This is a genomic window from Streptomyces sp. NPDC019396, assembly GCF_040632375.1.
Taxonomy (GTDB): Bacteria; Actinomycetota; Actinomycetes; order Streptomycetales; family Streptomycetaceae; genus Streptomyces.
Genome location: NZ_JBEYBS010000001.1, coordinates 119,195 through 143,213, shown reverse-complemented (window position 1 = coordinate 143,213; position 24,019 = coordinate 119,195). Strand labels below are relative to the sequence as shown.

The 24,019-nt window shown below is 69.1% G+C and carries 18 protein-coding genes; 13 read left to right on the top strand and 5 right to left on the bottom strand.

Annotated features, from left to right (window positions below; all coding sequences use genetic code 11):
* Positions 1-61: 61 nt before the first annotated feature.
* The 12 genes from uvrC (at position 62) to thrS (ending at position 15,859) form a co-directional block, all read left to right on the top strand.
* The gene (gene uvrC, locus ABZ532_RS00695; RefSeq protein WP_361278076.1) at positions 62-2,179 is read left to right on the top strand and encodes an excinuclease ABC subunit UvrC; all 2,118 of its coding nucleotides are present in this window, start codon (positions 62-64) and stop codon (positions 2,177-2,179) included.
* A complete protein-coding gene (gene rapZ / locus ABZ532_RS00690; RefSeq protein ID WP_361278074.1) occupies positions 2,176-3,150 on the top strand; it encodes an RNase adapter RapZ in 975 nt (324 codons plus the stop codon). Before uvrC ends, rapZ begins: the two co-directional genes overlap by 4 nt.
* Positions 3,147-4,214, top strand: coding sequence for a uridine diphosphate-N-acetylglucosamine-binding protein YvcK (yvcK, locus tag ABZ532_RS00685; protein WP_361278072.1), 1,068 nt, complete (start codon positions 3,147-3,149; stop codon positions 4,212-4,214). The genes rapZ and yvcK overlap by 4 nt, the downstream gene beginning before the upstream one ends.
* Complete coding sequence (gene whiA / locus ABZ532_RS00680; protein WP_093653140.1) at positions 4,205-5,194, top strand: DNA-binding protein WhiA; 990 nt, start codon at positions 4,205-4,207, stop codon at positions 5,192-5,194. The genes yvcK and whiA overlap by 10 nt, the downstream gene beginning before the upstream one ends.
* A 218-nt stretch (positions 5,195-5,412) precedes the next feature.
* Positions 5,413-8,352: a M14 family zinc carboxypeptidase gene (locus tag ABZ532_RS00675; protein ID WP_361278070.1), complete on the top strand. Its 2,940-nt coding sequence runs from the start codon at positions 5,413-5,415 to the stop codon at positions 8,350-8,352.
* Positions 8,353-8,550: 198 nt separating this feature from the next.
* A complete protein-coding gene (gene gap / locus ABZ532_RS00670) occupies positions 8,551-9,555 on the top strand; it encodes a type I glyceraldehyde-3-phosphate dehydrogenase (protein WP_361278068.1) in 1,005 nt (334 codons plus the stop codon).
* Between the two features lie 107 nt (positions 9,556-9,662).
* Positions 9,663-10,874 carry a phosphoglycerate kinase gene (locus ABZ532_RS00665; RefSeq protein WP_361278066.1) on the top strand — a complete coding sequence of 404 codons (1,212 nt, stop codon included), beginning with the start codon at positions 9,663-9,665 and terminating at the stop codon, positions 10,872-10,874.
* Positions 10,875-10,881: 7 nt separating this feature from the next.
* Positions 10,882-11,658 (top strand): triose-phosphate isomerase, encoded by a 777-nt coding sequence (gene tpiA, locus ABZ532_RS00660; protein ID WP_361278064.1) that lies wholly within the window; start codon positions 10,882-10,884, stop codon positions 11,656-11,658.
* A gap of 150 nt (positions 11,659-11,808) precedes the next feature.
* Positions 11,809-12,039 carry a preprotein translocase subunit SecG gene (gene secG, locus ABZ532_RS00655; RefSeq protein WP_361278633.1) on the top strand — a complete coding sequence of 77 codons (231 nt, stop codon included), beginning with the start codon at positions 11,809-11,811 and terminating at the stop codon, positions 12,037-12,039.
* Between the two features lie 109 nt (positions 12,040-12,148).
* Positions 12,149-12,484, top strand: a complete 336-nt coding sequence (locus tag ABZ532_RS00650) for an RNA polymerase-binding protein RbpA (protein ID WP_338675831.1) — start codon at positions 12,149-12,151, stop codon at positions 12,482-12,484.
* Positions 12,485-12,682: 198 nt separating this feature from the next.
* Positions 12,683-14,356 (top strand): glucose-6-phosphate isomerase, encoded by a 1,674-nt coding sequence (gene pgi, locus ABZ532_RS00645; protein WP_361278631.1) that lies wholly within the window; start codon positions 12,683-12,685, stop codon positions 14,354-14,356.
* A 234-nt stretch (positions 14,357-14,590) separates the two neighbouring features.
* Entirely contained in the window at positions 14,591-15,859 is a 1,269-nt protein-coding gene (gene thrS, locus ABZ532_RS00640; protein ID WP_361278062.1) for a threonine--tRNA ligase, read from the top strand.
* Positions 15,860-15,952: 93 nt separating this feature from the next.
* On the opposite strand, the gene pgl is transcribed toward thrS, so the two are convergent.
* The 5 genes from pgl to tkt are packed head-to-tail and all read right to left on the bottom strand — an operon-like array spanning position 15,953 to position 22,559.
* Positions 15,953-16,735, bottom strand: a complete 783-nt coding sequence (gene pgl / locus ABZ532_RS00635) for a 6-phosphogluconolactonase (protein ID WP_361278060.1) — start codon at positions 16,733-16,735, stop codon at positions 15,953-15,955.
* Positions 16,732-17,769 (bottom strand): glucose-6-phosphate dehydrogenase assembly protein OpcA, encoded by a 1,038-nt coding sequence (gene opcA / locus ABZ532_RS00630; protein ID WP_361278058.1) that lies wholly within the window; start codon positions 17,767-17,769, stop codon positions 16,732-16,734. Before opcA ends, pgl begins: the two co-directional genes overlap by 4 nt.
* Entirely contained in the window at positions 17,766-19,298 is a 1,533-nt protein-coding gene (zwf, locus tag ABZ532_RS00625) for a glucose-6-phosphate dehydrogenase (RefSeq protein WP_361278056.1), read from the bottom strand. Before zwf ends, opcA begins: the two co-directional genes overlap by 4 nt.
* A 5-nt stretch (positions 19,299-19,303) precedes the next feature.
* Complete coding sequence (gene tal / locus ABZ532_RS00620; protein ID WP_361278054.1) at positions 19,304-20,422, bottom strand: transaldolase; 1,119 nt, start codon at positions 20,420-20,422, stop codon at positions 19,304-19,306.
* Between the two features lie 34 nt (positions 20,423-20,456).
* Positions 20,457-22,559, bottom strand: a complete 2,103-nt coding sequence (gene tkt / locus ABZ532_RS00615; RefSeq protein WP_361278052.1) for a transketolase — start codon at positions 22,557-22,559, stop codon at positions 20,457-20,459.
* Positions 22,560-22,976: 417 nt separating this feature from the next.
* On the opposite strand from tkt, the gene ABZ532_RS00610 reads away from it, so the two are divergent.
* On the top strand, positions 22,977-23,924 hold the full coding sequence (locus ABZ532_RS00610; protein ID WP_361278050.1) for a heme o synthase: 948 nt from the start codon (positions 22,977-22,979) through the stop codon (positions 23,922-23,924).
* Positions 23,925-24,019: the final 95 nt, after the last annotated feature.

Here is a 24,019-nt window from a genome sequence, read left to right as displayed (position 1 = left end):
AGGCGTCACGCGCCCCCGAGGCGAGGCCCGGTTGTCGGCCCCCGCCAGTAGGGTGGTCGGCATGGCAGACCCCTCCAGCTACCGCCCCAAGCCGGGACAGATCCCCGACTCGCCAGGGGTCTACAAGTTCCGTGACGAGCACCGCCGGGTGATCTACGTCGGCAAGGCGAAGAGCCTGCGGCAGCGTCTCGCCAACTACTTCCAGGACCTGGCGAGTCTGCATCCGCGCACCCGCACCATGGTGACCACGGCGGCCTCCGTGGAGTGGACGGTCGTCTCCACGGAGGTGGAGGCGCTTCAGCTGGAGTACTCCTGGATCAAGGAGTTCGATCCCAGGTTCAACGTCAAGTACCGCGACGACAAGAGCTATCCGTATCTCGCGGTGACGATGAACGAGGAGTTTCCCCGGGTCCAGGTCATGCGCGGGGCCAAGCGCAAGGGCGTGCGCTACTTCGGTCCCTACGGCCATGCCTGGGCGATCCGTGAGACCGTCGACCTGATGCTCCGGGTCTTCCCTGTACGGACCTGCTCCGCGGGTGTCTTCAAGAACGCCGCGCGCACCGGCCGCCCCTGCCTGCTCGGCTACATCGGCAAGTGCTCGGCACCCTGTGTGCGGCGGGTCACCCCGGACGAGCACCGCGAACTGGCCGAGGGCTTCTGCGAGTTCATGACGGGCCGCACCGGTACCTACATCCGCCGCCTGGAGAAGGACATGATGGCGGCGGCCGAGGAGATGGAGTACGAGCGGGCGGGCAGGCTCCGTGACGACATAGAGGCGCTCAAGCGGGCCATGGAGAAGAACGCCGTCGTGCTGGCCGACGCGACCGACGCCGATCTGATCGCGGTCGCCGAGGACGAACTGGAAGCGGCCGTCCAGATCTTCCACGTCCGGGGCGGCCGGGTGCGCGGTCAGCGCGGCTGGGTCACCGACAAGGTGGAGGCCGTGGACACGGCGGGTCTGGTCGAACACGCTCTGCAACAGCTCTACGGGGAGGAGAGCGGCGACGCCGTCCCCAAGGAGGTCCTCGTGCCCGCCCTGCCGGACGATCTCGACGCGGTCGGCCAGTGGCTGAGCGGCAGGCGCGGATCGAACGTCTCCCTGCGCATCCCGCAGCGGGGCGACAAGAAGGACCTGATGGCCATGGTCGGACGCAATGCCCAGCAGGCCCTGGTGCTGCACAAGACCAAGCGCGCAAGCGATCTCACGACCCGGTCCCGGGCCCTGGAGGAGATCGCGGAGGCCCTGGACCTGGACTCCGCGCCGCTGCGTATCGAGTGCTTCGACATCTCGCACCTCCAGGGCGAGGACGTGGTCGCGTCCATGGTCGTCTTCGAGGACGGGCTGCCCCGCAAGGGCGAGTACCGGCGGTTCCAGATCAAGGGATTCGAGGGACAGGACGATGTCCGCTCGATGCACGAGGTGATCAGCCGGCGCTTCAAGCGCTATCTGGCCGAGAAGGAGAAGACGGGGGAGTGGGATCTCTCCGGCGGGGGAGATGTGAGCGGTGCGATCGACGCGAGCGGCGTCGGTGAGGGGGCCGCCGTAGCCGGTGAGATCCCCTCGCCGTCCGCCGCGGGCGACAACGGCCGGCCCAAGAAGTTCGCGTACCCTCCCCAGCTCGTGCTCGTCGACGGTGGCCGGCCACAGGTCGCCGCCGCCCAGCGGGCGCTGGACGAGCTGGGCATCGATGACGTCGCGGTCTGCGGTATCGCCAAGCGCATGGAGGAGGTCTGGCTGCCGGACGAGGACGATCCGGTGGTGCTGCCGCGCTCCAGCGAGGGGCTCTATCTCATCCAGCGCGTCCGCGACACCGCACATGACTTCGCGATCCGCTACCAGCGCTCCAAGCGCACCAAACGGCTGCGCACCAGCCCCCTGGACGCCGTACCCGGCCTCGGAGAATCCCGGAAACAGGCGCTGATCAAGCATTTCGGCTCGGTGAAGCGCCTGCGGCAGGCGACAATCGAGCAGATCTGCGAGGTGCCGGGCATGGGCCGCAAGACGGCGGCGTCCGTCGTCCTCGCGCTCTCCGAAGCGGCCCCGGCCGCGCCCGCTGTGAACACGGCGACAGGAGAGATCATTGAAGAGGAAGCGGACCATGGGATTCCGGATCACGGGATACCGGGCCACGGGACGCCGGCGCAGAGCGCGACCGAGAACGGGGGCAGCACGGAATGAGCGATCAGGACAGAACCGGCCGCATGGACCGTGAAGAACGCCTTGAAGAACACGGAGCAGGAGACGTGAGTACGGGAACGAACCCCGAAGCCGGGCCGGCCGCCGAGGCCGCCATCCCCGAGCTGGTGATCATCTCCGGAATGTCGGGCGCGGGCCGCAGCACCGCGGCGAAGTGCCTGGAGGACCTCGGCTGGTTCGTCGTCGACAACCTGCCGCCCGCGCTGATCCCCACCATGGTGGAGCTCGGCGCACGGTCCCAGGGCAATGTGGCCCGCATCGCCGTCGTCGTGGACGTCCGCGGCCGGCGCTTCTTCGACAACCTCCGCGAGTCACTCGCGGACCTCGACGCCAAGCAGGTCACCCGTCGGATCGTCTTCCTGGAGTCGTCCGACGATGCCCTGGTGCGCCGATTCGAGTCGGTGCGCCGCCCGCACCCCCTCCAGGGCGACGGCCGGATCGTGGACGGCATCGCCGCCGAGCGCGACCTGCTGCGGGAGCTGCGCGGCGACGCCGACCTGGTGATCGACACCTCCAGCCTCAACGTCCATGAGCTGCGCGCCAAGATGGACGCCCAGTTCGCGGGTGACGAGGAGCCTGAGCTGCGGGCCACCGTGATGTCCTTCGGCTACAAGTACGGGCTGCCCGTCGACTCCGACCTCGTGGTGGACTGCCGCTTCCTGCCGAACCCGCACTGGGTTCCGGAGCTGCGCCCGTTCACCGGGCTCAACGAGGAGGTGTCCGGTTACGTCTTCGACCAGCCGGGCGCCAAGGAGTTCCTCAACCAGTACACCGAGCTGCTCCAGCTGATCGCGGCGGGCTACCGCCGCGAGGGCAAGCGGTATGTGACCATCGCCGTCGGCTGCACCGGGGGCAAGCACCGCTCCGTCGCCATGTCGGAGAAGCTCGCCGCACGCCTCGGCTCCGAGGGCATCGAGACCGTGGTCGTCCACCGTGACATGGGGCGCGAGTGACCGGTCGCACACTTCGGCTGCGCCGGCTTCGGGGCATCGACGCCCCGGGGTCCGGCCGCAGGCGCGGCACCCAGCCCAAGGTCGTCGCGCTCGGCGGAGGGATGGGTCTGTCCGCCTCGCTCGCCGCCCTGCGCCGGATCACCGGTGACCTCACCGCCGTCGTCACGGTCGCCGACGACGGCGGCTCCAGCGGCCGGCTCCGCAAGGAGCTGGGCGTGCTGCCCCCGGGCGATCTCCGCAAGGCGCTGGCGGCGCTGTGCGGCGACGACGACTGGGGGCAGACCTGGGCCAGGGTCATCCAGCACCGTTTCCAGTCGCAGGGCGAGCTGCACGAGCACGCGGTCGGCAATCTGCTGATCGTCGCCCTCTGGGAGCAGCTCGGTGATCATGTACAGGCGCTGGACCTGGTCGGCAGGCTGCTCGGGGCCCATGGCCGGGTGCTGCCCATGTCCGCGGTGCCGCTGGAGCTCCAGGCACTGGTCAAGGGCCATGATCCGCAGCGGCCGGACGAGATCGCCACGGTCCGGGGGCAGGCGACCGTGGCGCTCACCCCTGGGGAGGTGCAGTCCGTGCACCTCGTGCCGAACGACCCACCGGCGGTTCCGGAGGCCGTCGAGGCCGTGCGTGACGCCGATTGGGTGGTACTCGGACCCGGTTCGTGGTTCTCCTCGGTGATCCCGCACCTGCTCGTCCCCGAGCTGCTCGACGCGCTGGTGGAGACCAAGGCGCGCCGTGTGCTGTCCCTCAATCTGGCGCCGCAGCCGGGAGAAACGGAAGGCTTCTCCCCGCAGCGTCATGTGGAGGTTTTGGCGCGACACGCCCCTAAACTCGCCCTGGACGTGGTGCTGGCCGACGAGGCGGCCGTGCCCGACCGGGAGTCCCTCGCCGACGCGGCGAAGCGGCTCGGTGCCGCGGTCGAGCTGGCTCCGGTGGCGTTGCACGGGAATGCCGCCCAGGCCGAGGAAGGCTCTGGTGCTGGTTCGGCCCGGCATGACCCGGAGCTGCTGGCCGCCGCGTACGACCGTATTTTTCGGATGCATGGAAGGATCGGCCCATGGCGATGACGGCAGCGGTGAAGGACGAAATCTCCCGGCTCCCCGTCACCCGGACCTGCTGTAGAAAGGCGGAGGTCTCGGCGATCCTGAGGTTCGCTGGCGGGCTGCACCTGGTGAGCGGACGCATCGTGATCGAGGCGGAGCTGGACACGGGGATCGCGGCGCGCAGGCTCCGCAAGGACATCCTGGAGATCTTCGGGCACTCCTCGGATCTGGTGGTGATGGCTCCCGGAGGGCTGCGGCGCGGCTCGCGCTATGTCGTGCGGGTCGTGGCGGGCGGTGACCAACTGGCCCGTCAGACCGGTCTGGTGGACGGCCGGGGCCGCCCCATCCGCGGGCTGCCCCCGCAGGTGGTCTCCGGTGCGACCTGTGACGCGGAGGCGGCCTGGCGCGGGGCCTTCCTGGCGCATGGCTCGCTGACCGAGCCCGGCCGCTCCTCGTCCCTGGAGGTGACGTGCCCGGGCCCGGAGGCCGCGCTGGCGCTGGTGGGCGCCGCCCGTCGGCTGTCCATTGCCGCCAAGGCGCGTGAGGTGCGCGGTGTCGACCGGGTGGTGGTCCGTGACGGTGACGCGATCGGCGCGCTGCTGACGCGGCTCGGCGCCCATGAGTCGGTGCTCGCGTGGGAGGAGCGGCGGATGCGGCGTGAGGTGCGTGCCACCGCCAACCGCCTCGCCAACTTCGATGACGCCAACCTCCGCCGCTCGGCCCGCGCGGCGGTGGCCGCTGGGGCCCGGGTGCAGCGTGCGCTGGAGATCCTCGGCGAGGAGGTGCCCGAGCACCTCGCCGCGGCGGGCAGGCTGCGCATGGAGCACAAGCAGGCGTCCCTCGAGGAGTTGGGGGCCCTCGCGGATCCACCGCTGACCAAGGACGCGGTCGCGGGCCGTATCCGCCGTCTGCTGGCGATGGCCGACAAGCGCGCGCAGGACCTGGGTATCCCGGGCACGGAGTCGAATCTGACGGAGGAAATGGCCGACGGTCTCGTCGGCTGACGGCGGCGCCGTCTCCGGCCGCGTGGCCCTGCCGCCTCCGCCGCAGGCCCGTCCGCCGTCGGCCCTTCGGCTCAATGAGTGAATTTTCCGCTGCCGGCGCCCCTTTGGGGCGCCGGCAGCGGTGTGTCGCTGGACCCCACGCCGTCTTGACATGATCATGAACAGTCATGAGCCTGGCATCTGTTTTCTTTCGCCACAGACGAAAGCAAGAGGGGCTAATGAGACGACGAGCGAGATCGATCCTTGCCGCGACCTCACTCCTGATCGCAGGACTCGCAGCCGCACCACTCGCCCGGGCGGACCAGGGCGCAGCCGGTGACGGACTGTCCGTTTGGCAAGCGAAAGTCACCAAGGCGCAAGTGCCGCTGCTCCTCGCGGCCGGCGCCGACGGTCACGAGCTGACTGCCCAGGTGCCCGACAAGGGCACCGCCAACGTCGAGCTGTACCTCACCGATGAGCAGGCCGGACAGCTGCGGGCCCAGCACATCGACCTCACGAAGCACACCGTGTCCCGCTCCGCGGCCCGGCGTCTCGCCGCGGCCGGCGACGGGGTCTTCCGCCCCTACAGGGGCGAAGGCGGCATCAAGGAGGAAGTCCTCGCCGCCGCCGAAGCCCATCCCTCGATCACCAAGGTCGAGAGCATCGGCAAGACCGTGCAGGGCCAGGACATCCTCGCCCTCAAGGTCACCAAGGGCGCCAAGAGGTACGCCGACGGCGCCAAGCCCGCCACGCTGTACATGTCCAACCAGCACGCACGTGAGTGGATCACCCCGGAGATGACCCGCCGGCTGATGCACCACTATCTGACGGGCTACGGCAAGGACCCCCGTGTCACGAAGATCCTCAACACCACCGAGGTGTGGTTCCTGATCTCCGCGAACCCCGACGGCTACGACTACACCCACGCCTCTCCGGCCAACCGCCTCTGGCGCAAGAACCTCCGGGACAACAACGGGGACGGCAAGATCACCACCGGTGACGGCGTCGACCTCAACCGGAACTTCGCCTACAAGTGGGGATACGACAACGAGGGCTCGTCGCCCAACCCCGCCAGCGAGACCTATCGCGGCCCCGGCGCCGCATCCGAGCCCGAGACCGTCGCGCTCGACCGCTTCCAGAAGCGCATCGGCTTCGCCTACGGCATCAACTACCACTCCGCCGCCGAACTGCTGCTGTACGGCGTCGGCTGGCAGGTGGCGACCCCGACACCCGACGACGTGCTCTACACCGCGCTCGCCGGTACACCCGACAACTCCGCGGTCCCCGGCTACTACCCGCAGGTCTCCTCCGAGCTCTACACCACCAACGGCGAGGCCGACGGCCATGCGGCCAACATCAACGGGATGATGATGTTCACCCCGGAGATGAGCACCTGTCAGACCGCCTCCAACAGCGTTCCGGACGACGCCTGGAAGGCTCAGGACTGCCAGTCGGGCTTCAACTTCCCCGACGACGAGAAGCTGATCCAGACGGAGTTCGCCAAGAACATCGACTTCGCGCTGTCCGTCGCCGAGACCACCGCCCACCCCGACCAGCCGTCCTCGCCGGTCGGCCTCACGGCGGCCGACTTCACCATCGACCCGTTCACCACCTCCTACGCCCGCGGCGGCAACCAGGAGGTGGCCGTCACCGTCCGCAAGTCCGTACGCGACAAGGAGCTCAAGTACCGCGTCAACGGCGGGCGTACGTACGACATGGCCCTGCGTCCCTGGAAGGGCGGCGAGAAGTACGGAGGTGAGGACAACATCCGCTTCGACGAGTACCGGGCCAAGGTCATGGACGGTGACGTCGGCGACAAGGTCGAGGTCTGGTTCACGGGCGAGACCCGCAGCGGAAAGCCCACCTCCAGCGAACACTTCACCTACACCATCGCGTCCCGGCCCAAGGCCGACACCGTCGTGGTCGCCGAAGAAGGCGCAGCCGCCCAGCATGCCCAGGCATATGTCGACGCGCTGAAGGCCAACGGCCGCAAGGCCGTCGTCTGGGACGTGGCCACCCAGGGCGCCCCGCATCCGCTCGGTGTCCTCGGCCACTTCTCCACCGCCGTCCACTACACCGGGGCCCAGGCCCCCGGCGGCCCCACCCAGCTGGCCCTGCGCGACTTCCTCAACGAGGGCGGCAAGCTGATCGAGGCCGGTGAGCTGGCCGGTGGCAACGCCCAGGTCGGCAGGGCGGCCACCAACGACTTCAGCCAGTACTACCTCGGTGCCTACGGACGCACCTCGGCCTCCACCGCGAACGGCTTCACCGGAGCTGGGGACCTCACCGGATCCACCGGTGCACTCGGCGCGGCCCCGGGCAACCCGCTGAACGCGGCGGGTCTGTACACGGTCACCTCCGACACCCTGCCCGCCGCCGAGTTCCCCCAGTTCGCCAGCGCCCAGGCGGGCCGGTACAGCGGAGTGACCAACCCGTACGCCCCGTACGCGGGCCAGTGGATGGTCTCCGCGACGCACGACGACAACGACTGGAAGCGCCTGACCCGCACCGTCGACCTCACCGGGGTCGCGGCAGCCGACAGCCCGAAGCTGAAGCTCGCCCTCAACTGGAACACCGAGCCCGGCTACGACCACGCGGTGCTCGAAGCCCGCACGGCGGGCGCCGACGACTGGACCACGCTGCCCGAGGCCGGCGGCCTGACCAGCACGACCGTCCCGGAAGAGTGTGCGGCCGGCTTCTTCGTCAACGGCCACCCCTTCCTGCGCCACTACCTCACCCTCGACGCCGGAGGCTGCACCGCGAGCGGCACCAGCGGGGCGTGGAACAGCTTCACCGGCTCGTCGGGCGGCTGGAAGCAGGTCACGTTCGACCTGGGCGCCTACGCGGGCAAGACGGTCGAGCTGTCCCTCAGCTCCATCACCGACCCGGGCAGCGGCGGACGCGGAGTCTTCGCCGACAACGCCGCCCTGGTCATCGGCGGCACGGAGAAGGACAGCGAGGGCTTCGAGACCTCGCTCGGCAACTGGACCACCCCCGGCGCACCGGAGGGCAGTCCGGTGATCGAGGGCGACTGGGCGCGGTCGGGAGAGCTGTTCGCCTCCTACGCGGCCGTCACCACCCGTGACACGGTCCTGCTCGGCTTCGGACTCGAGCACGTCACCGAACCCGCGGCCCGCGCCCAGCTCGTGGGGAAGGCACTGAGAGCACTCCGCCGCTGACACAGGGTGTTCAACTCCCCGGCACGGGAACGGCGGCCCGCATCTTACTCATGGGTACGGGTCGCCGTCTCGTTTCCGCTCCGTGGCCGATGTCACTGCAAGGTCCCGCGGAGAGGTAGGGTCATAAGCGGTCGGGGACATCCCTATAAATGCTCGCCGGGCGCTGAAACCCGGCGTACCTAACGAGGAGATCGGTTCGTGACGATCCGCGTAGGCATCAACGGCTTCGGCCGCATCGGCCGTAACTACTTCCGCGCGCTGCTGGAGCAGGGCGCAGACATCGAGATCGTGGCTGTCAACGACCTGGGAGACACCGCGACCACGGCTCACCTGCTGAAGTACGACACCATCCTCGGTCGGCTCAAGGCGGAGGTCAGCCACACCGCCGACACCATCACGGTCGACGGCCACACGATCAAGGTGCTCTCCGAGCGCGACCCCGCCGACATCCCGTGGGGTGAGCTGGGCGTCGACATCGTCATCGAGTCGACCGGCATCTTCACCAAGAAGGCCGACGCCGAGAAGCACATCGCCGGCGGCGCCAAGAAGGTCCTGATCTCGGCCCCTGCCAGCGACGAGGACATCACCATCGTCATGGGCGTCAACCAGGACAAGTACGACGCGGCCAGCCACCACGTCATCTCCAACGCGTCCTGCACCACCAACTGCGTGGCTCCGATGGCGAAGGTCCTCGACGAGAACTTCGGCATCGTCAAGGGTCTGATGACCACCGTCCACGCCTACACCAACGACCAGCGGATCCTCGACTTCCCGCACAAGGACCTGCGCCGCGCACGCGCCGCCGCGGAGAACATCATCCCGACCTCGACCGGTGCCGCCAAGGCCACCGCCCTGGTGCTGCCGCAGCTCAAGGGCAAGCTGGACGGCATCGCCATGCGGGTCCCCGTCCCGACCGGCTCCGTCACCGACCTCGTCGTGGAGCTCGACCGCGAGGTCACCAGGGACGAGATCAACACCGCCTTCCAGAAGGCCGCCGAGGGCGAGCTCAAGGGCATCCTGGACTACACCGAGGACCCGATCGTCTCCTCGGACATCGTCAACTGGCCGGCCTCCTGCACCTTCGACTCGAAGCTCACCATGTCCCAGGGCAAGCAGATCAAGATCGTCGGCTGGTACGACAACGAGTGGGGCTACTCCAACCGCCTTGTCGACCTGACCGTGTTCGTCGGCAACCAGCTCTGATCGTCGGCCGGTAACACAGCGATGTGAGCAGCAGGGCCTGGCCAGCGCAAAGAAGCGCTGGCCGGGCCCTGTAGCGTGTCCTCGCCCTCTCTAGGAGTCATCACAGCATGAAGACGATCGACGAACTCCTCGCCGAAGGAGTCACCGGCAAGCGGGTCTTCGTCCGCGCCGATCTCAATGTGCCGCTCGACGGCACCACCATCACGGACGACGGTCGAATCCGCGCCGTGCTGCCCACAGTGAAGGCCCTCGCGGACGCGGGCGCCCGGGTTGTCGTCGCCTCCCACCTAGGCCGCCCCAAGGGCGCCCCGGACCCGGCCTTCTCGCTCGCCCCGGCCGCCGCGCGCCTCGGCCAGCTGCTCGGGACCGATGTCGCCTTCGCGACCGACACGGTCGGTGAGTCGGCGCGTACGACGGTCGACGGCCTCGCCGACGGCCAGATCGCCGTGATCGAGAACCTCCGCTTCAACCCCGGTGAGACCGCCAAGGGCGACGCTGAGCGCGCCGCCTTCGCCGACCAGCTCGCCGCCCTCGCGGACGTCTACGTCGGCGACGGCTTCGGAGCCGTGCACCGTAAGCACGCCTCGGTCTTCGATCTCCCGGCGCGGCTGCCGCACGCCGCCGGCTACCTGATCGCGACCGAGGTGGGCGTGCTCAGGAAGCTCACCGAGGATGTCCGGCGCCCTTATGTGGTCGTGCTCGGCGGCGCCAAGGTCTCCGACAAGCTCGCCGTCATCGACCAGCTCCTCGGCAAGGCCGACCGTCTGCTGATCGGAGGCGGAATGGCGTACACCTTCCTGAAGGCCAAGGGCTATGAGGTCGGTATCTCCCTCCTCCAGGAGGACCAGGTCCCGGTGGTCACCGAGTACATGGAGCGTGCCGAGAAGAGCGGCGTCGAACTGGTGCTGCCGGTCGACGTGCTCGCCTCCCCGGAGTTTCCCGACCTGAAGACCAAGGCCCCGGCCGACTACGACGTCGTCGACGCCGACAAGATCCCCTCCGACAAGGAGGGCCTGGACATCGGCCCGAAGACGCGCGAGCTGTACGCGTCCAAGATCGCCGACGCCGAGACCGTGTTCTGGAACGGTCCGGTGGGCGTCTTCGAGCATCCCGACTACGCGGGGGGCACCCGCGCCATCGCCCAGGCGCTCGTCGACGGCAAGGCCTTCACCGTCGTCGGCGGCGGCGACTCGGCCGCCGCCGTGCGTACGCTCGGCTTCGACGAGAACACCTTCGGCCACATCTCGACCGGTGGCGGCGCGAGCCTCGAGTATCTCGAGGGCAAGACGCTTCCCGGCCTCGCCGCACTGGAGGACTGATCCACCGATGAGCACCCGCACCCCGCTGATGGCGGGCAACTGGAAGATGAACCTCAACCACCTCGAGGCCATCGCCCACGTCCAGAAGCTCGCGTTCGCCCTGGCGGACAAGGACTACGACGCCGTCGAGGTCGCCGTACTGGCACCCTTCACCGATCTGCGCTCCGTGCAGACGCTGGTGGACGGCGACAAGCTGAAGATCAAGTACGGCGCCCAGGACATCTCTGCGCACGACTCCGGCGCCTACACCGGCGAGATCTCGGGCCTCATGCTCGCCAAGCTGAAGTGTGCCTACGTCGCCGTCGGACACTCCGAGCGACGGCAGTACCACGATGAGTCCGACGAGCTCTGCAACGCCAAGGTGAAGGCCGCCTTCAAGCACGGCCTGACCCCGATCCTCTGTGTGGGCGAGGGCCTGGACATCCGCAAGGCCGGACAGCAGGTCGAGTACACCCTGAAGCAGCTCGACGGCGGCCTCGAGGGCATCCCGGCCGAACAGGCCGAGACCATCGTGATCGCCTATGAGCCGGTCTGGGCCATCGGCACCGGCGAGGTGGCGACCCCCGAGGACGCGCAGGAGGTCTGCGCGGCGATCCGCGGCCGACTCGCTGAGCTGTACAACCAGGACGTGGCCGACAAGGTCCGGATCCAGTACGGCGGATCGGTGAAGGCCGGGAACGTCGCGGCGATCATGGCCCAGCCCGATGTGGACGGCGCCCTGGTGGGTGGCGCGGCACTGGACACCGACGAGTTCGTCAGGATCGTCCGTTTCCGCGACCAGTGAGTAGGCCGTAGCGGCGATCCCGTCGTACCCTTGCGGGGGCCGGACCCTGGGGTCCGGCCCCCGGTTCCTTGATCGGCCTCCGGGGTTTGATCAGTTGCTTTGTTCCTGTCCAGTCGTGTCCTGTCCGAGGAAGTTGGTCCAGCCGTGATTATGGGGTTCTCGATCGCCCTGATCGTCTTCAGCCTGCTGCTGATGCTGCTGGTGCTGATGCACAAGGGGAAGGGCGGCGGCCTCTCCGACATGTTCGGTGGCGGTATGCAGTCGTCCGTCGGCGGCTCCTCGGTCGCCGAGCGCAACCTCGACCGCATCACCGTCGTGCTCGGTCTGATGTGGTTCGCGTGCATTGTCGTGCTTGGTCTGCTGATGAAGCTGGACAGCTGACGCACATCGGGCGCTTCTGGGGTGGGGTGTAACTCCAATCACTGGACGCGCGTTGGGCCTTACGTAGACTGGGGCATCCTCGAGCACCATCACGCAGGGAGTTACAACCGTGGCAAGTGGCAACGCGATCCGGGGAAGCCGGGTCGGAGCGGGGCCGATGGGGGAGGCCGAGCGGGGAGAATCCGCGCCGCGTCTCCGCATCTCCTTCTGGTGCTCGAACGGGCACGAGACGCAGCCGAGCTTCGCCAGTGACGCACAGGTTCCGGAGCACTGGGACTGCCCGCGCTGCGGGTTCCCGGCCGGTCAGGACCGGGACAACCCGCCGGACCCGCCGCGCACCGAGCCGTACAAGACGCATCTGGCGTATGTACGAGAGCGGCGCAGCGACGCGGACGGCGAGGCGATCCTCGCCGAGGCGCTCGCCAAGCTCCGGGGCGAGATCTGAGCGGCCGGCGCTCTTCGACCGACAGCGGGCCCGGCTTTCACAGGAAATGACTGTTTCCTGTGAAAGCCGGGCCCGCTGCCGTCTGTCAGTAGTGCCCTCTACTGTCGAACGCGCGGGATGGGCTTTCCCTTCCCCCAGATCAATTAGGTTGGTGGGGCAGCGGGGCACCAAGGCAAGAAAAGAAGTGGGCTGATGTCAGTGAACGCAGCAAGCCGTACCCGGCTGGGCCGGATGCCCGAATGGGCCGCCCTGGGCCGGCATCGTGAGCAGCTCGGGGAGACGCATCTGCGGGACCTGTTCGCCGCCGACGCGGGCCGCGGCCGCCGGTACACCCTCCAGGTAGGCGACCTTCACCTTGACTACTCCAAGCACCTGGTGACCGACGAGACCCTGGCGCTGCTGCACGAGTTGGCCGCGGCCACCGATGTCGCCGGACTGCGGGACGCGATGTTCCGCGGCGAGAAGATCAACGTCACCGAGCGGCGTGCCGTGCTCCACACCGCGCTGCGTGCCCCGCGTGACGCCGTCATCGAGGTCGACGGCGAGAACGTGGTGCCCCAGGTGCACGCGGTGCTCGACAAGATGAGCGCGTTCTCCGAGCGGATCCGGTCCGGAAGCTGGACCGGCTTCACCGGAAAGCCCATCAGGAACGTGGTCAACATCGGCATCGGGGGCTCCGACCTCGGCCCGGCGATGGCCTACGAGACACTCCGCGCCGCCACCGCACGGCATCTGACGTTCCGTTTCGTCTCCAACGTGGACGGGGCCGATCTCCATGAGGCGGTCCGGGACCTCGACCCGGCCGAGACGCTGTTCATCATCGCTTCGAAGACGTTCACCACCATCGAGACCATCACCAACGCCACCTCCGCACGCGACTGGCTGCTCACCGAGCTGAAAGCCGGTCCGGAGGCCGTCGCCCGGCACTTCGTGGCCCTTTCGACCAATGCCGACAAGGTCGGGGCATTCGGTATCGACATCGCCAACATGTTTGAGTTCTGGGACTGGGTCGGCGGGCGTTACTCCTATGACTCGGCCATCGGGCTCCCCCTGATGATCGCCATCGGCCCCGAGCGCTTCCGCGAGATGCTCGACGGCTTCCACCTCGTCGACGAGCACTTCCGCACCGCCCCGGCCGCCGAGAACGCGCCCCTGCTGCTCGGGCTGCTGGGCGCCTGGTATGGCGGGTTCTTCGACGCCCAGTCCCACGCGGTGCTGCCGTACTCGCACTACCTGAGCAAGTTCACGGCGTATCTCCAGCAGCTCGACATGGAGTCCAACGGCAAGTCCGTGGACCGCGAGGGCAATCGCGTCGACTGGGAGACGGGCCCCGTCGTCTGGGGCACCCCCGGCACCAACGGCCAGCACGCGTACTACCAGTTGCTCCACCAGGGCACCCGGTTCATCCCGGCCGACTTCATCGGCTTCGCCCGGCCCGTCGGAGAGCTGACCCCGCCGCTCGCCGCCCAGCACGACCTGCTCATGGCCAACTTCTTCGCCCAGACGCAGGCGCTGGCCTTCGGCAAGACCGCCGACGAGGTACGGGCGGAGGGCGTCGCCGAGGAGCTGGTGCCGCACAAGACCTTCAGCGGCAACCACCCCACGACCACCATCCTGGCGAGCGAGCTCACCCCGTCCGTGCTCGGCCAGCTCGTGGCGCTCTACGAGCACAAGGTGTTCGTCCAGGGCGCGATCTGGAACATCAACTCCTTCGACCAGTGGGGAGTCGAACTCGGCAAGGTCCTCGCCAAGCGGATCGAGCCGATGCTGACCGACGGCACCGGCACCGAGGACCTCGACGGCTCGACCGCCGGGCTCGTGGCCACCTACCGGGGCCTGCGCGGAAGGTCGTCCGAAGCCTCGGAGCGGTAGGGGCCCGAGCCGGTGACGGCTGCGGAGGACGCTCAGGAGCCCGCTGCGGATGCGGTCCCCACGGCGTCCGGAAAATGAGCGCGTGGCTCACGCCCTCCTCTGCTACGGTCGGCGGCATGAAGCGCGCTGCCAACACGACGACGCCGGAGAGTGTCCCGGCGCGCTGACCGATGTCCTTAGTCGAAAGCCCCGGGGCGAGTGCCCCGGGGCTTTCGCCTTGGGAGCCCCGGCCGTGTGCGGGGGAGGTCACTCGCCCCCGACCGCGAGGAGACCACCATGCACGACCACCGCAGACTCGGTCGCGAGCTGGACCTGTTCGACACCGACCCGCTGATCGGCGCGGGTCTGCCCTACTGGCTGCCTGACGGCGCGACCGTACGGCACACCCTGGAGGAGTACATCCGTGCCGTCGAGCGGCAGGCCGGCTACCGGCACGTGTACTCGCCCGTGCTCGGCAAACGCGAGCTCTACGAGATCTCGGGCCACTGGTCGCACTACAGCGGCGACATGTTCCCCCCGATGGACCTCGGCGGTGAACAGGTCGTGCTGCGGCCCAGTCTGTGCCCCCACCACGCGCTGATCTACCGCTCCCGCTCCCACAGCTACCGCGAACTGCCCCTGCGCATGGCCGAGCTGGGCGGCATGTACCGCTCCGAGCTGTCCGGAGTCCTCGGCGGGCTGACCAGGGTCCGCTCGATCCAGCTCAACGACGCCCATGTCTTCTGCACCCTCGATCAGATCACCGACGAGGCGCAGGCCGCCCTGGACCTGATCCGCCGCGCCTACCGCGCGCTCGGCATCACCCCCAGCCGCTTCCGGCTCTCCCTCCCCGGACCCGGCGGCAAGTACGTCGACGCCCCGGTGCTGTGGCAGCGGTCCACCGCCCTGCTGACCGAGGTGCTCGACCGCTCCGGACTGCCCTACGAGGCAGCCGAGGGTGAGGCCGCGTTCTACGGTCCCAAGATCGATGTGCAGGTGACCGACAGCGCGGGCCGGGAGTCCACCCTGTCGACCGTCCAGGTCGACTTCCACCAGCCGGAGCAGTTCGATCTGCACTACATCGGCCAGGACGGCGCCAGGCACCGGCCCGTCATGGTCCACCGCAGCATCATCGGCAGTGTGGAACGGGCTGTCGCCCATCTCGTGGAACAGCACGGCGGTGCCTTCCCCGCCTGGCTCGCCCCCACCCAGATGGTGATCCTCCCCGTTTCCGAAGGCGAGTCCGCGCAGGCGGAGGCACTCGCCGGGCGCTGCGAGGCCATCGGGCTGCGCGCCGAGGTCGCCGGGCCGGAGCGCGGCACTCTCGGCGCCCGTGTCCGGGAGGCGCGGCTGGTGCCGTATCAGGCCGTGATCGGGTCCAGGGAGGCCGCCGACGACCAGGTCGCCCTGCGGTTGCGGGACGGACGCAGGCTCGAGCCACTGCACGCCGCCGAGGTCCTGGCCCGGGTCGGCGCACTCGTCAAGGACCACCGCACCGAGCTGTGGGACAGCGGCACCGGCTGACAACCGGACACGCTGACGGCCCGGTTCCGTGCGGGAACCGGGCCGTCAGCGCAGGCTCAAGCGGATCAGCGGACTCAGGCCGGATCCAGCGGCTCAGGCTGATGCCGGTGGATACAACCCGCGGGGCAGCTGGGACGCAGCTGCCGAGTCGAGCAGCCACAGTGTCCTGGCCCGCCCGTACGCACCAGCCGCCGGGGCCTGGATCTCGCCCGCGCCCGACAGGGCGATCCGTGCCGCGTTCGCCTTGTCCTCGCCCGCCGCGAGCAGCCACACCTCGCGTGCCGCGCGGATCGCCGGAAGCGTCAGCGAGATCCGGGTCGGGGGTGGCTTGGGCGCGCCGTGGACGCCGACCACCGTGCGCTCGGTCTCCCGTACCCCCGGATGCTCCGGGAACAGGGAGGCGACATGGGTATCAGGGCCGACACCCAGCATCAGCACGTCGAAGGTCGGCACATCGCCGTGGTCCTCGGGACCCGCCGCTGCTGCCAGCTCCCGGGCGTACGCGGCCGCCGCGGTGTCCGCGTCGCTGCCGCTGGGGCCGTCGGACGCCGGCATCGGACGCACCCGGGAGGGGTCCAGCGGTACCGAGTCCAACAGGGCCTGGCGTGCCTGGGTGACATTGCGCTCCGGGTCGCCTTCCGGCAGGAAGCGCTCGTCACCCCACCACAGGTCGAGCCGTGACCAGTCGATGGCGTCCCGTGCGGGCGCCGCGGCCAGCGCTGCCAGCAGGCCGTTGCCGTTGCGCCCGCCGGTGAGGACCACCGAAGCCGAGCCCCGAGCGGCCTGGGCGTCCACGATCTTCGTGATCAGCCGGGCCGCTGCGGCCTGCGCCATCAGCTCCTTGTCGCGGTGGACGACCAGTTGGGGAGCGCTCATTTCGACGCCGCCTTCCTGGCAGGAGCCTTCGCGGCGGCCTTCTTCTGCGGCGCCGCGGCCTGCGGGGAACCCTGCGCGGGAGCGGGCTGCGGATCCTCGTCCGACGCCTCTTCCAGCCGGTCGACGCCATAGCGCAGCGCCGAGGCGTAGATGTCGTCCGGGTCGAGGCGCCGCAGCTCCTCCGCGATCAGCTCCGCCGTGTCACGCCGCTTCAGTGCCACCGCGCGGTCCGGCTGGCCCTCGATGGAGAGCGTCGCGATGGATCCGTCGGACCGGCCCAGCACGATCGGCCCCTGCTTGGTCTCCATCCGCACGGACGTCAGACCGGGTCCTGCCGAGACCGAGCGCTGCACCGGCACCTTGAGCCGGTCGGCGAGCCACATGGCGAGCAGTTCGCAGCTCGGGTTGAACTCCTCGCCCTCCACCTCGACCGAGGTCACCTTCCAGGGCGCCTGGTCCAGTGCGGCGGCGAGCATCGAACGCCACGGGGTGATCCGGGTCCAGGCCAGATCGGTGTCACCCGGGGTGTAGGCGTCGGCCCGGGCCGTGAGCTCGGCGATCGGCTGCTCGCAGGCGTAGGTGTCGGTGACCCGGCGCTGTGCCAGCGCGCCGAGCGGGTCGGACGCCGGGTCGACCGGTGCGTGCACCGGCCACCACACCACCACCGGCGCGTCCGGCAGCAACAGCGGCAGGACGACCGAGTTGGCGTGGTCGGCGACTTCGCCGTAGAGCCGCAGTACGACCGTCTCGCCGGTGCTGCCGGCGTCGGCGCCGACCCGCACCTCGGCGTCGAGGCGGGCCTTGGCCTTGTCACGCGGTGACCGGGAGACCCTCTTGATCACCACGAGGGTGCGCGAAGGGTGCTCGCGGGACGCGTCGTTGGCGGCCTTCAGCGCGTCGTAGGCGTTCTCCTCGTCGGTGACGATGACAAGGGTGAGCACCATGCCGACGGCCGGTGTGCCGATCGCCCGCCGACCCTTCACCAGAGCCTTGTTGATCTTTCCCGACGTGGTGTCCGTGAGGTCGATCTTCATGGCCGACGCCAGCTCCGTCCGTCTCGTGCGAGCATTTCGTCCGCCTCGGCCGGCCCCCAGGTCCCGGCGGGGTACTGCGCGGGCTTGCCGTGCCGGTCCCAGAACTGCTCGATCGGGTCGAGGATCTTCCAGGACAGCTCGACCTCCTCGACCCTCGGGAAGAGGTTGGAGTCGCCGAGCAGCACATCGAGGATCAGCCGCTCGTACGCCTCCGGGCTGGACTCCGTGAAGGACTCCCCGTAGGCGAAGTCCATCGAGACGTCCCGGACCTCCAGCGAGGTGCCCGGCACCTTCGAGCCGAACCGCAGGGTGACACCCTCGTCCGGCTGGACCCGGATGACCAGGGCGTTCTGCCCCAGCTCCTGGGTGGCTGTGCGGTCGAAGGGGGAGTGCGGGGCGCGCTGGAAGACCACGGCGATCTCGGTGACCCGGCGCCCGAGCCGCTTGCCGGTGCGCAGGTAGAAGGGCACACCCGCCCAGCGGCGGTTGTCGATCTCCACCTTGATGGCCGCGTAGGTGTCGGTCTTCGAGTTCGGGTCGGTGCCCTCTTCCTCGAGATAGCCGACGACCTTCTCGCCGCCCTGCCAGCCCGCCGTGTACTGGGCGCGCACGGTGCCCGCGGCCAGGTCCTTCGGCAGCTTCACGGCCCCGAGCACCTTGGTCTTCTCCGCCGCGAGCGCGTCCGCCTCGAAGGATGCGGGCTCCTCCATCGCGGTCAGCGCGAGGAGCTGGAGCAGGTGGTTCTGGATCACGTCGCGGGCGGCGCCGATGCCGTCGTAGTAGCCGGCCCGGCCGCCGATGCCGATGTCCTCGGCCATCGTGATCTGGATGTGGTCCACGTACGACCGGTTCCAGATCGGCTCGAAGAGGGTGTTGGCGAAGCGCAGCGCCAGGATGTTCTGGACGGTCTCCTTGCCGAGGTAGTGGTCGATCCGGAACACCTGGTCCGGGTCGAACACCTCGTGGACGATCGAGTTGAGCTCCTTGGCGGAGGCGAGGTCGTGACCGAAGGGCTTCTCGATGACGGCGCGTCGCCAGGAGCCGTCCTTCTGGTCGGCCAGACCGTGCTTCTTGAGCTGCTTGACGACCTTGGGGAAGAACTTCGGGGGCACCGAGAGGTAGAAGGCGAAGTTGCCGCCGGTGCCCTGCACCTGGTCGAGCTCGGTGATCGTCTTCTTCAGGTTCTCGAAGGCGTCGTCGTCGTCGAAGTCGCCCTGGACGAAGCGCATTCCCTGGATCAGCTGCTGCCAGACCTCTTCGCGGAAGGGGGTGCGCGCGTGCTGTTTCACCGCGTCGTGCACCTCCTGCGCGAAGTCCTCGTCGTCCCACTCGCGCCTCGCGTAGCCGACGAGCGAGAAGCCCGGCGGAAGCAGACCCCGGTTGGCGAGGTCGTAAACGGCGGGCATCAACTTCTTACGTGACAAATCGCCCGTAACGCCGAAAATCACCAGGCCCGACGGCCCCGCGATACGCGGGAGCCGTCGGTCCGCGGCGTCACGGAGCGGATTTGCTCCGTGTGCGGGAGTCAAGATGCTCAGCCCTCCGAAGGGGCGAGGCGCTCGAGCTCCGCCTGCGTCGACTTGAGCAGATCGTTCCAGGCCGCCTCGAACTTCTCGACGCCCTCGTCCTCGAGCAGCTGCACCACGTCGTCGTACGAGATCCCGATCTTCGCGAGACCGTCGAGCTCGGCACGCGCCTGCTCGTAGGTGCCGCGCACCGTGTCGCCGGTGATCTGCCCGTGGTCCGCCGTCGCGTTGAGCGTGGCCTCCGGCATGGTGTTCACCGTGCCCGGGGCGACCAGCTCGTCCACGTACAGCGTGTCCTTGTACGCCGGGTCCTTGACGCCCGTCGACGCCCACAGCGGACGCTGCTTGTTGGCCCCCGCCTTGTCCAGCGCGGCCCAGCGCTGGGAGGCGAACACCTCCTCGTAGGCCTCGTAGGCGAGGCGGGCGTTGGCGAGCGCCGCCTTGCCGCGCAGCTGCTTCGCCTCGTCCGTGCCGAGCGCGTCCAGGCGCTTGTCGATCTCGGTGTCCACCCGGGACACGAAGAACGACGCCACCGAACGGATCTTCGACAGGTCGAGTCCGGCCGCCTTCGCCTTCTCCAGACCGGCCAGGTAGGCGTCCATCACCTCGCGGTAGCGCTCCAGCGAGAAGATCAGCGTGACATTGACGCTGATACCGAGCCCGATCACCTCGGTGATCGCGGGCAGACCGGCCTTCGTCGCCGGGATCTTGATGAACGTGTTCGGCCGGTCCACCAGCCAGGCGAGCTGCTTGGCCTCGGCGATCGTCGCCGCGGTGTTGTGCGCGAGCCGCGGGTCGACCTCGATCGACACCCGGCCGTCCTGGCCGCTGGTGGCGTCGAAGACCGGGCGCAGCACATCGGCGGCGTCCCGGACGTCCGCCGTCGTGATCATCCGCAGGGCTTCCTCAACCGTCAGCCGGCGCACGGCCAGGTCGGCGAGCTGCTGCTCGTAACCGTCACCGGACGAGATGGCCTTCTGGAAGATCGACGGGTTGGTGGTGACACCCACGACGTGGTGCTGGTCGACCAGCTCGGCGAGATTGCCGGAGGTGATCCGCCTGCGCGACAGGTCGTCGAGCCAGATCGCCACGCCTTCGTCGGAGAGGCGCTTGAGTGCGTCTGTCATGAGAGTTGCATCTCCTACTTGTCGTATACCGGCGTCAGCGCCCGGCGGCGTCGATCGATTCCCGGGCGGCGGCGGCCACTGCCTCCGGGGTGAACCCGAACTCGCGGAACAGCACCTTGCCGTCCGCCGACGCACCGAAGTGCTCCAGCGAGACGATCCGGCCGGCATCGCCGACGTACCGGTGCCAGGTCAGGCCGATCCCGGCCTCGACCGCGACACGGGCCTTCAGCGACGGCGGCAGGACGCTGTCCTTGTACGCCTGGTCCTGCTCCTCGAACCACTCGACGGACGGCATCGAGACGACCCGGACCGGGATGCCCGCGGCCTGGAGCTGCTCGCGCGCCTCCACCGCGAGGTGCACCTCGGAGCCGGTGGCGATCAGAACGACCTGGGCGTCCGCGGCCTGCCCGTCGGGGCCCTCGGCCTCGAACATCACATAACCGCCCCTGGCCGTGTCCTCGTTGGGCTCGTAGGTCGGCACACCCTGGCGGGTCAGCGCCAGGCCGTGCGGGGTGCCCACGCCGAACTCCTTGGTCCAGCGCCGGAGGATCTCCCGCCAGGCGATGGCGGTCTCGTTGGCGTCGGCCGGGCGCACGACGGCGAGCCCCGGGATCGCACGCAGCGACGCGAGGTGCTCGACGGGCTGGTGGGTCGGGCCGTCCTCGCCGAGACCGATCGAGTCGTGCGTCCAGACGTAGGTGACCGGCAGGTGCATCAGCGCGGACAGGCGCACCGCGTTGCGCATGTAGTCGGAGAACACCAGGAAGGTGCCGCCGTAGACCCGGGTGTTGCCGTGCAGCGTGATGCCGTTCATCACGGCCGCCATCGCGTGCTCGCGGATGCCGAAGTGGACCGTGCGGCCGTAGGGGTTCGCCTCCGGCAGCGGGTTGCCCTTCGGCAGGAAGGACGAGGTGTTGTCGATGGTGGTGTTGTTCGACCCCGCCAGGTCGGCGGAACCACCCCACAGCTCGGGGATGACACCGCCCAGTGCCTGGAGCACCTTGCCGGACGCGGCACGGGTCGCGAGGCCCTTGCCGGCCTCGAACACCGGGAGCTTCTCCTCCCAGCCCGTCGGCAGCTCGCCCGCACGGAAACGGTCGAACTCGGCGGCGCGCTCCGGGTTGGCGGCCCGCCACTCCGCGAACGTCTTCTCCCACTCCTCGCGCGCGTCACGGCCCCGGTCCAGTGCCTCGCGGGTGTGCCCGATGACCTCCTCGGAGACCTCGAAGCTCTGCTCGGGGTCGAAGCCGAGGACCCGCTTGGTGGCCGCGACCTCGTCGTCGCCGAGCGCCGAGCCGTGTGCCGCCTCGGTGTTCTGGGCGTTCGGGGCCGGCCAGGCGATGATCGAGCGTGCCGCGATGAAGGAAGGCCGCTCGGTCTCCGCCTGAGCAGCCTTCAGCGCACGGTACAGACCCACCGGGTCGAGATCACCGCTCGGCAGCTGCTCCACGCGCTGCACATGCCAGCCGTACGACTCGTACCGCTTCAGGGTGTCCTCGGAGACGGCCGTCTCCGTGTCGCCCTCGATGGAGATGTGGTTGTCGTCCCACAGCAGCACCAGGTTGCCGAGCTTCTGGTGGCCGGCCAGCGAGGACGCCTCGTGGGAGATGCCCTCCTGGAGGCAGCCGTCGCCCGCGATCGCCCAGACCATGTGGTCGAACGGGGAGGTACCGGGCGCCGCGTCCGGGTCGAACAGACCGCGCTCGTAACGGGCGGCCATGGCCATGCCCACCGCATTGGCAACGCCCTGGCCCAGCGGACCCGTCGTGGTCTCGACACCGACGGTGTGGCCGTACTCCGGGTGCCCCGGGGTCTTGGAGCCCCAGGTGCGGAAGGCCTTCAGGTCATCCAGCTCCAGGCCGTACCCGGCCAGGTAGAGCTGGATGTAGAGGGTCAGGCTGGAGTGACCTGCGGAGAGGACGAACCGGTCACGGCCGGTCCAGTCCGCGTCCGCGGGGTCGTGCCGCATCAGCTTCTGGAAGAGGACATACGCCGCGGGGGCCAGGCTCATGGCCGTACCAGGATGGCCGTTGCCGACCTTCTGTACGGCGTCGGCGGCGAGGACACGGACGGTGTCCACGGCCCGCTGGTCCAATGCGGTCCACTCGAGATCTGTGGTGGTCGGCTTGGTGCTCACCCTGGGTCAGGGCTCCTCTCCACATGTTCGGGGCCCGGTGACTGAACGGGTGTCCCGGGCGTTGTCGAGCCTACCCTCGCAGCAGCGGGCGTCCTTTCGAGAGCACGTCTCTCCCCTCGGACAGCGCCGGTCTTCCCTCCGGTGCCGCCACTGCCAGGGTGCGCTCGCGGGCCGGACTTCGCCTCCTGTCGGTGATCGGCTCGGTGTTCGTCGCGTCGACGGGTCACGTCAATGCGTGAATACGCGGCCTCGTCCCGGACCGCTCAACACGACCCCACCCCCGCGAAGATCGGCATGCGACCAACGTCTAGAGTGGCGTGGTACGCGTGAGCCTCCACGGGTGTTCATGCCCCCACAACCCTCGGGTGCGGGAGGCGTCCTCGTGGGCTCGCTGGGAATTCTCTGTCAGGGGTGTGCGTGACGGCCGTCGAGTCCCGGCCCGCAGGGGTCGCCTTGACCACCGGCCCAGGGGGCCATCGGCCATTCGGGGCCCGGGTCAAGGCATTCGTGGCGCTCACCAAGCCGCGGATCATCGAGCTGCTGCTGATCACCACGGTCCCCGTGATGTTCCTGGCCGCCCAGGGGGTGCCGGACCTCTGGCTGGTGGTGGCGACCTGTGTCGGAGGCTATCTCTCCGCGGGCGGCGCCAATGCGCTCAACATGTACATCGACCGCGACATCGACGCGCTCATGGACCGCACCTCGCAGCGTCCGCTGGTCACCGGGATGGTCTCGCCCCGCGAGAGTCTCGTCTTCGGACTCACCCTGGCGGTGGTCTCCACCCTCTGGTTCGGACTCCTCGTCAACTGGCTGTCCGCGGCGCTCGCGCTCGGCGCGCTCCTCTTCTATGTCGTCGTCTACACGATGCTGCTGAAGCGGCGCACCGCGCAGAACATCGTCTGGGGCGGAATCGCGGGCTGCATGCCCGTGCTCATCGGCTGGTCCGCCGTCACGAACTCGATGTCGTGGGCCGCGGTCATCCTCTTCCTGGTCATCTTCTTCTGGACGCCGCCGCACTACTGGCCGCTGTCGATGAAGGTCAAGGAGGACTACGCGCGCGTGGGCGTGCCGATGCTCCCGGTGATCGCCTCCAACAGGGTCGTCGCCCGCCAGATCGTCATCTACAGCTGGGTGATGGTCGCGGTCTCGCTGCTGCTCACCCCGCTCGGCTACACCGGCTGGTTCTACACGGCGGTGGCGCTGGCCACCGGCGGCTGGTGGCTGTGGGAGGCACACGCCCTCCAGAGCCGGGCGAAGGCCGGGGCCACGGGCGGCAAGCTCAAGGAGATGCGGCTCTTCCACTGGTCGATCACCTATGTCTCGCTGCTGTTCGTGGCGGTGGCCGTGGACCCGTTCCTGAAGTAGGGCGGGCAGCAGACCGGGCGGCCCTTTCAGGCACGGCGTGGCCCAGACCACGTGGCACGGCGGTCGCCAGTGGATCTACTCACGAGTAGCATCGG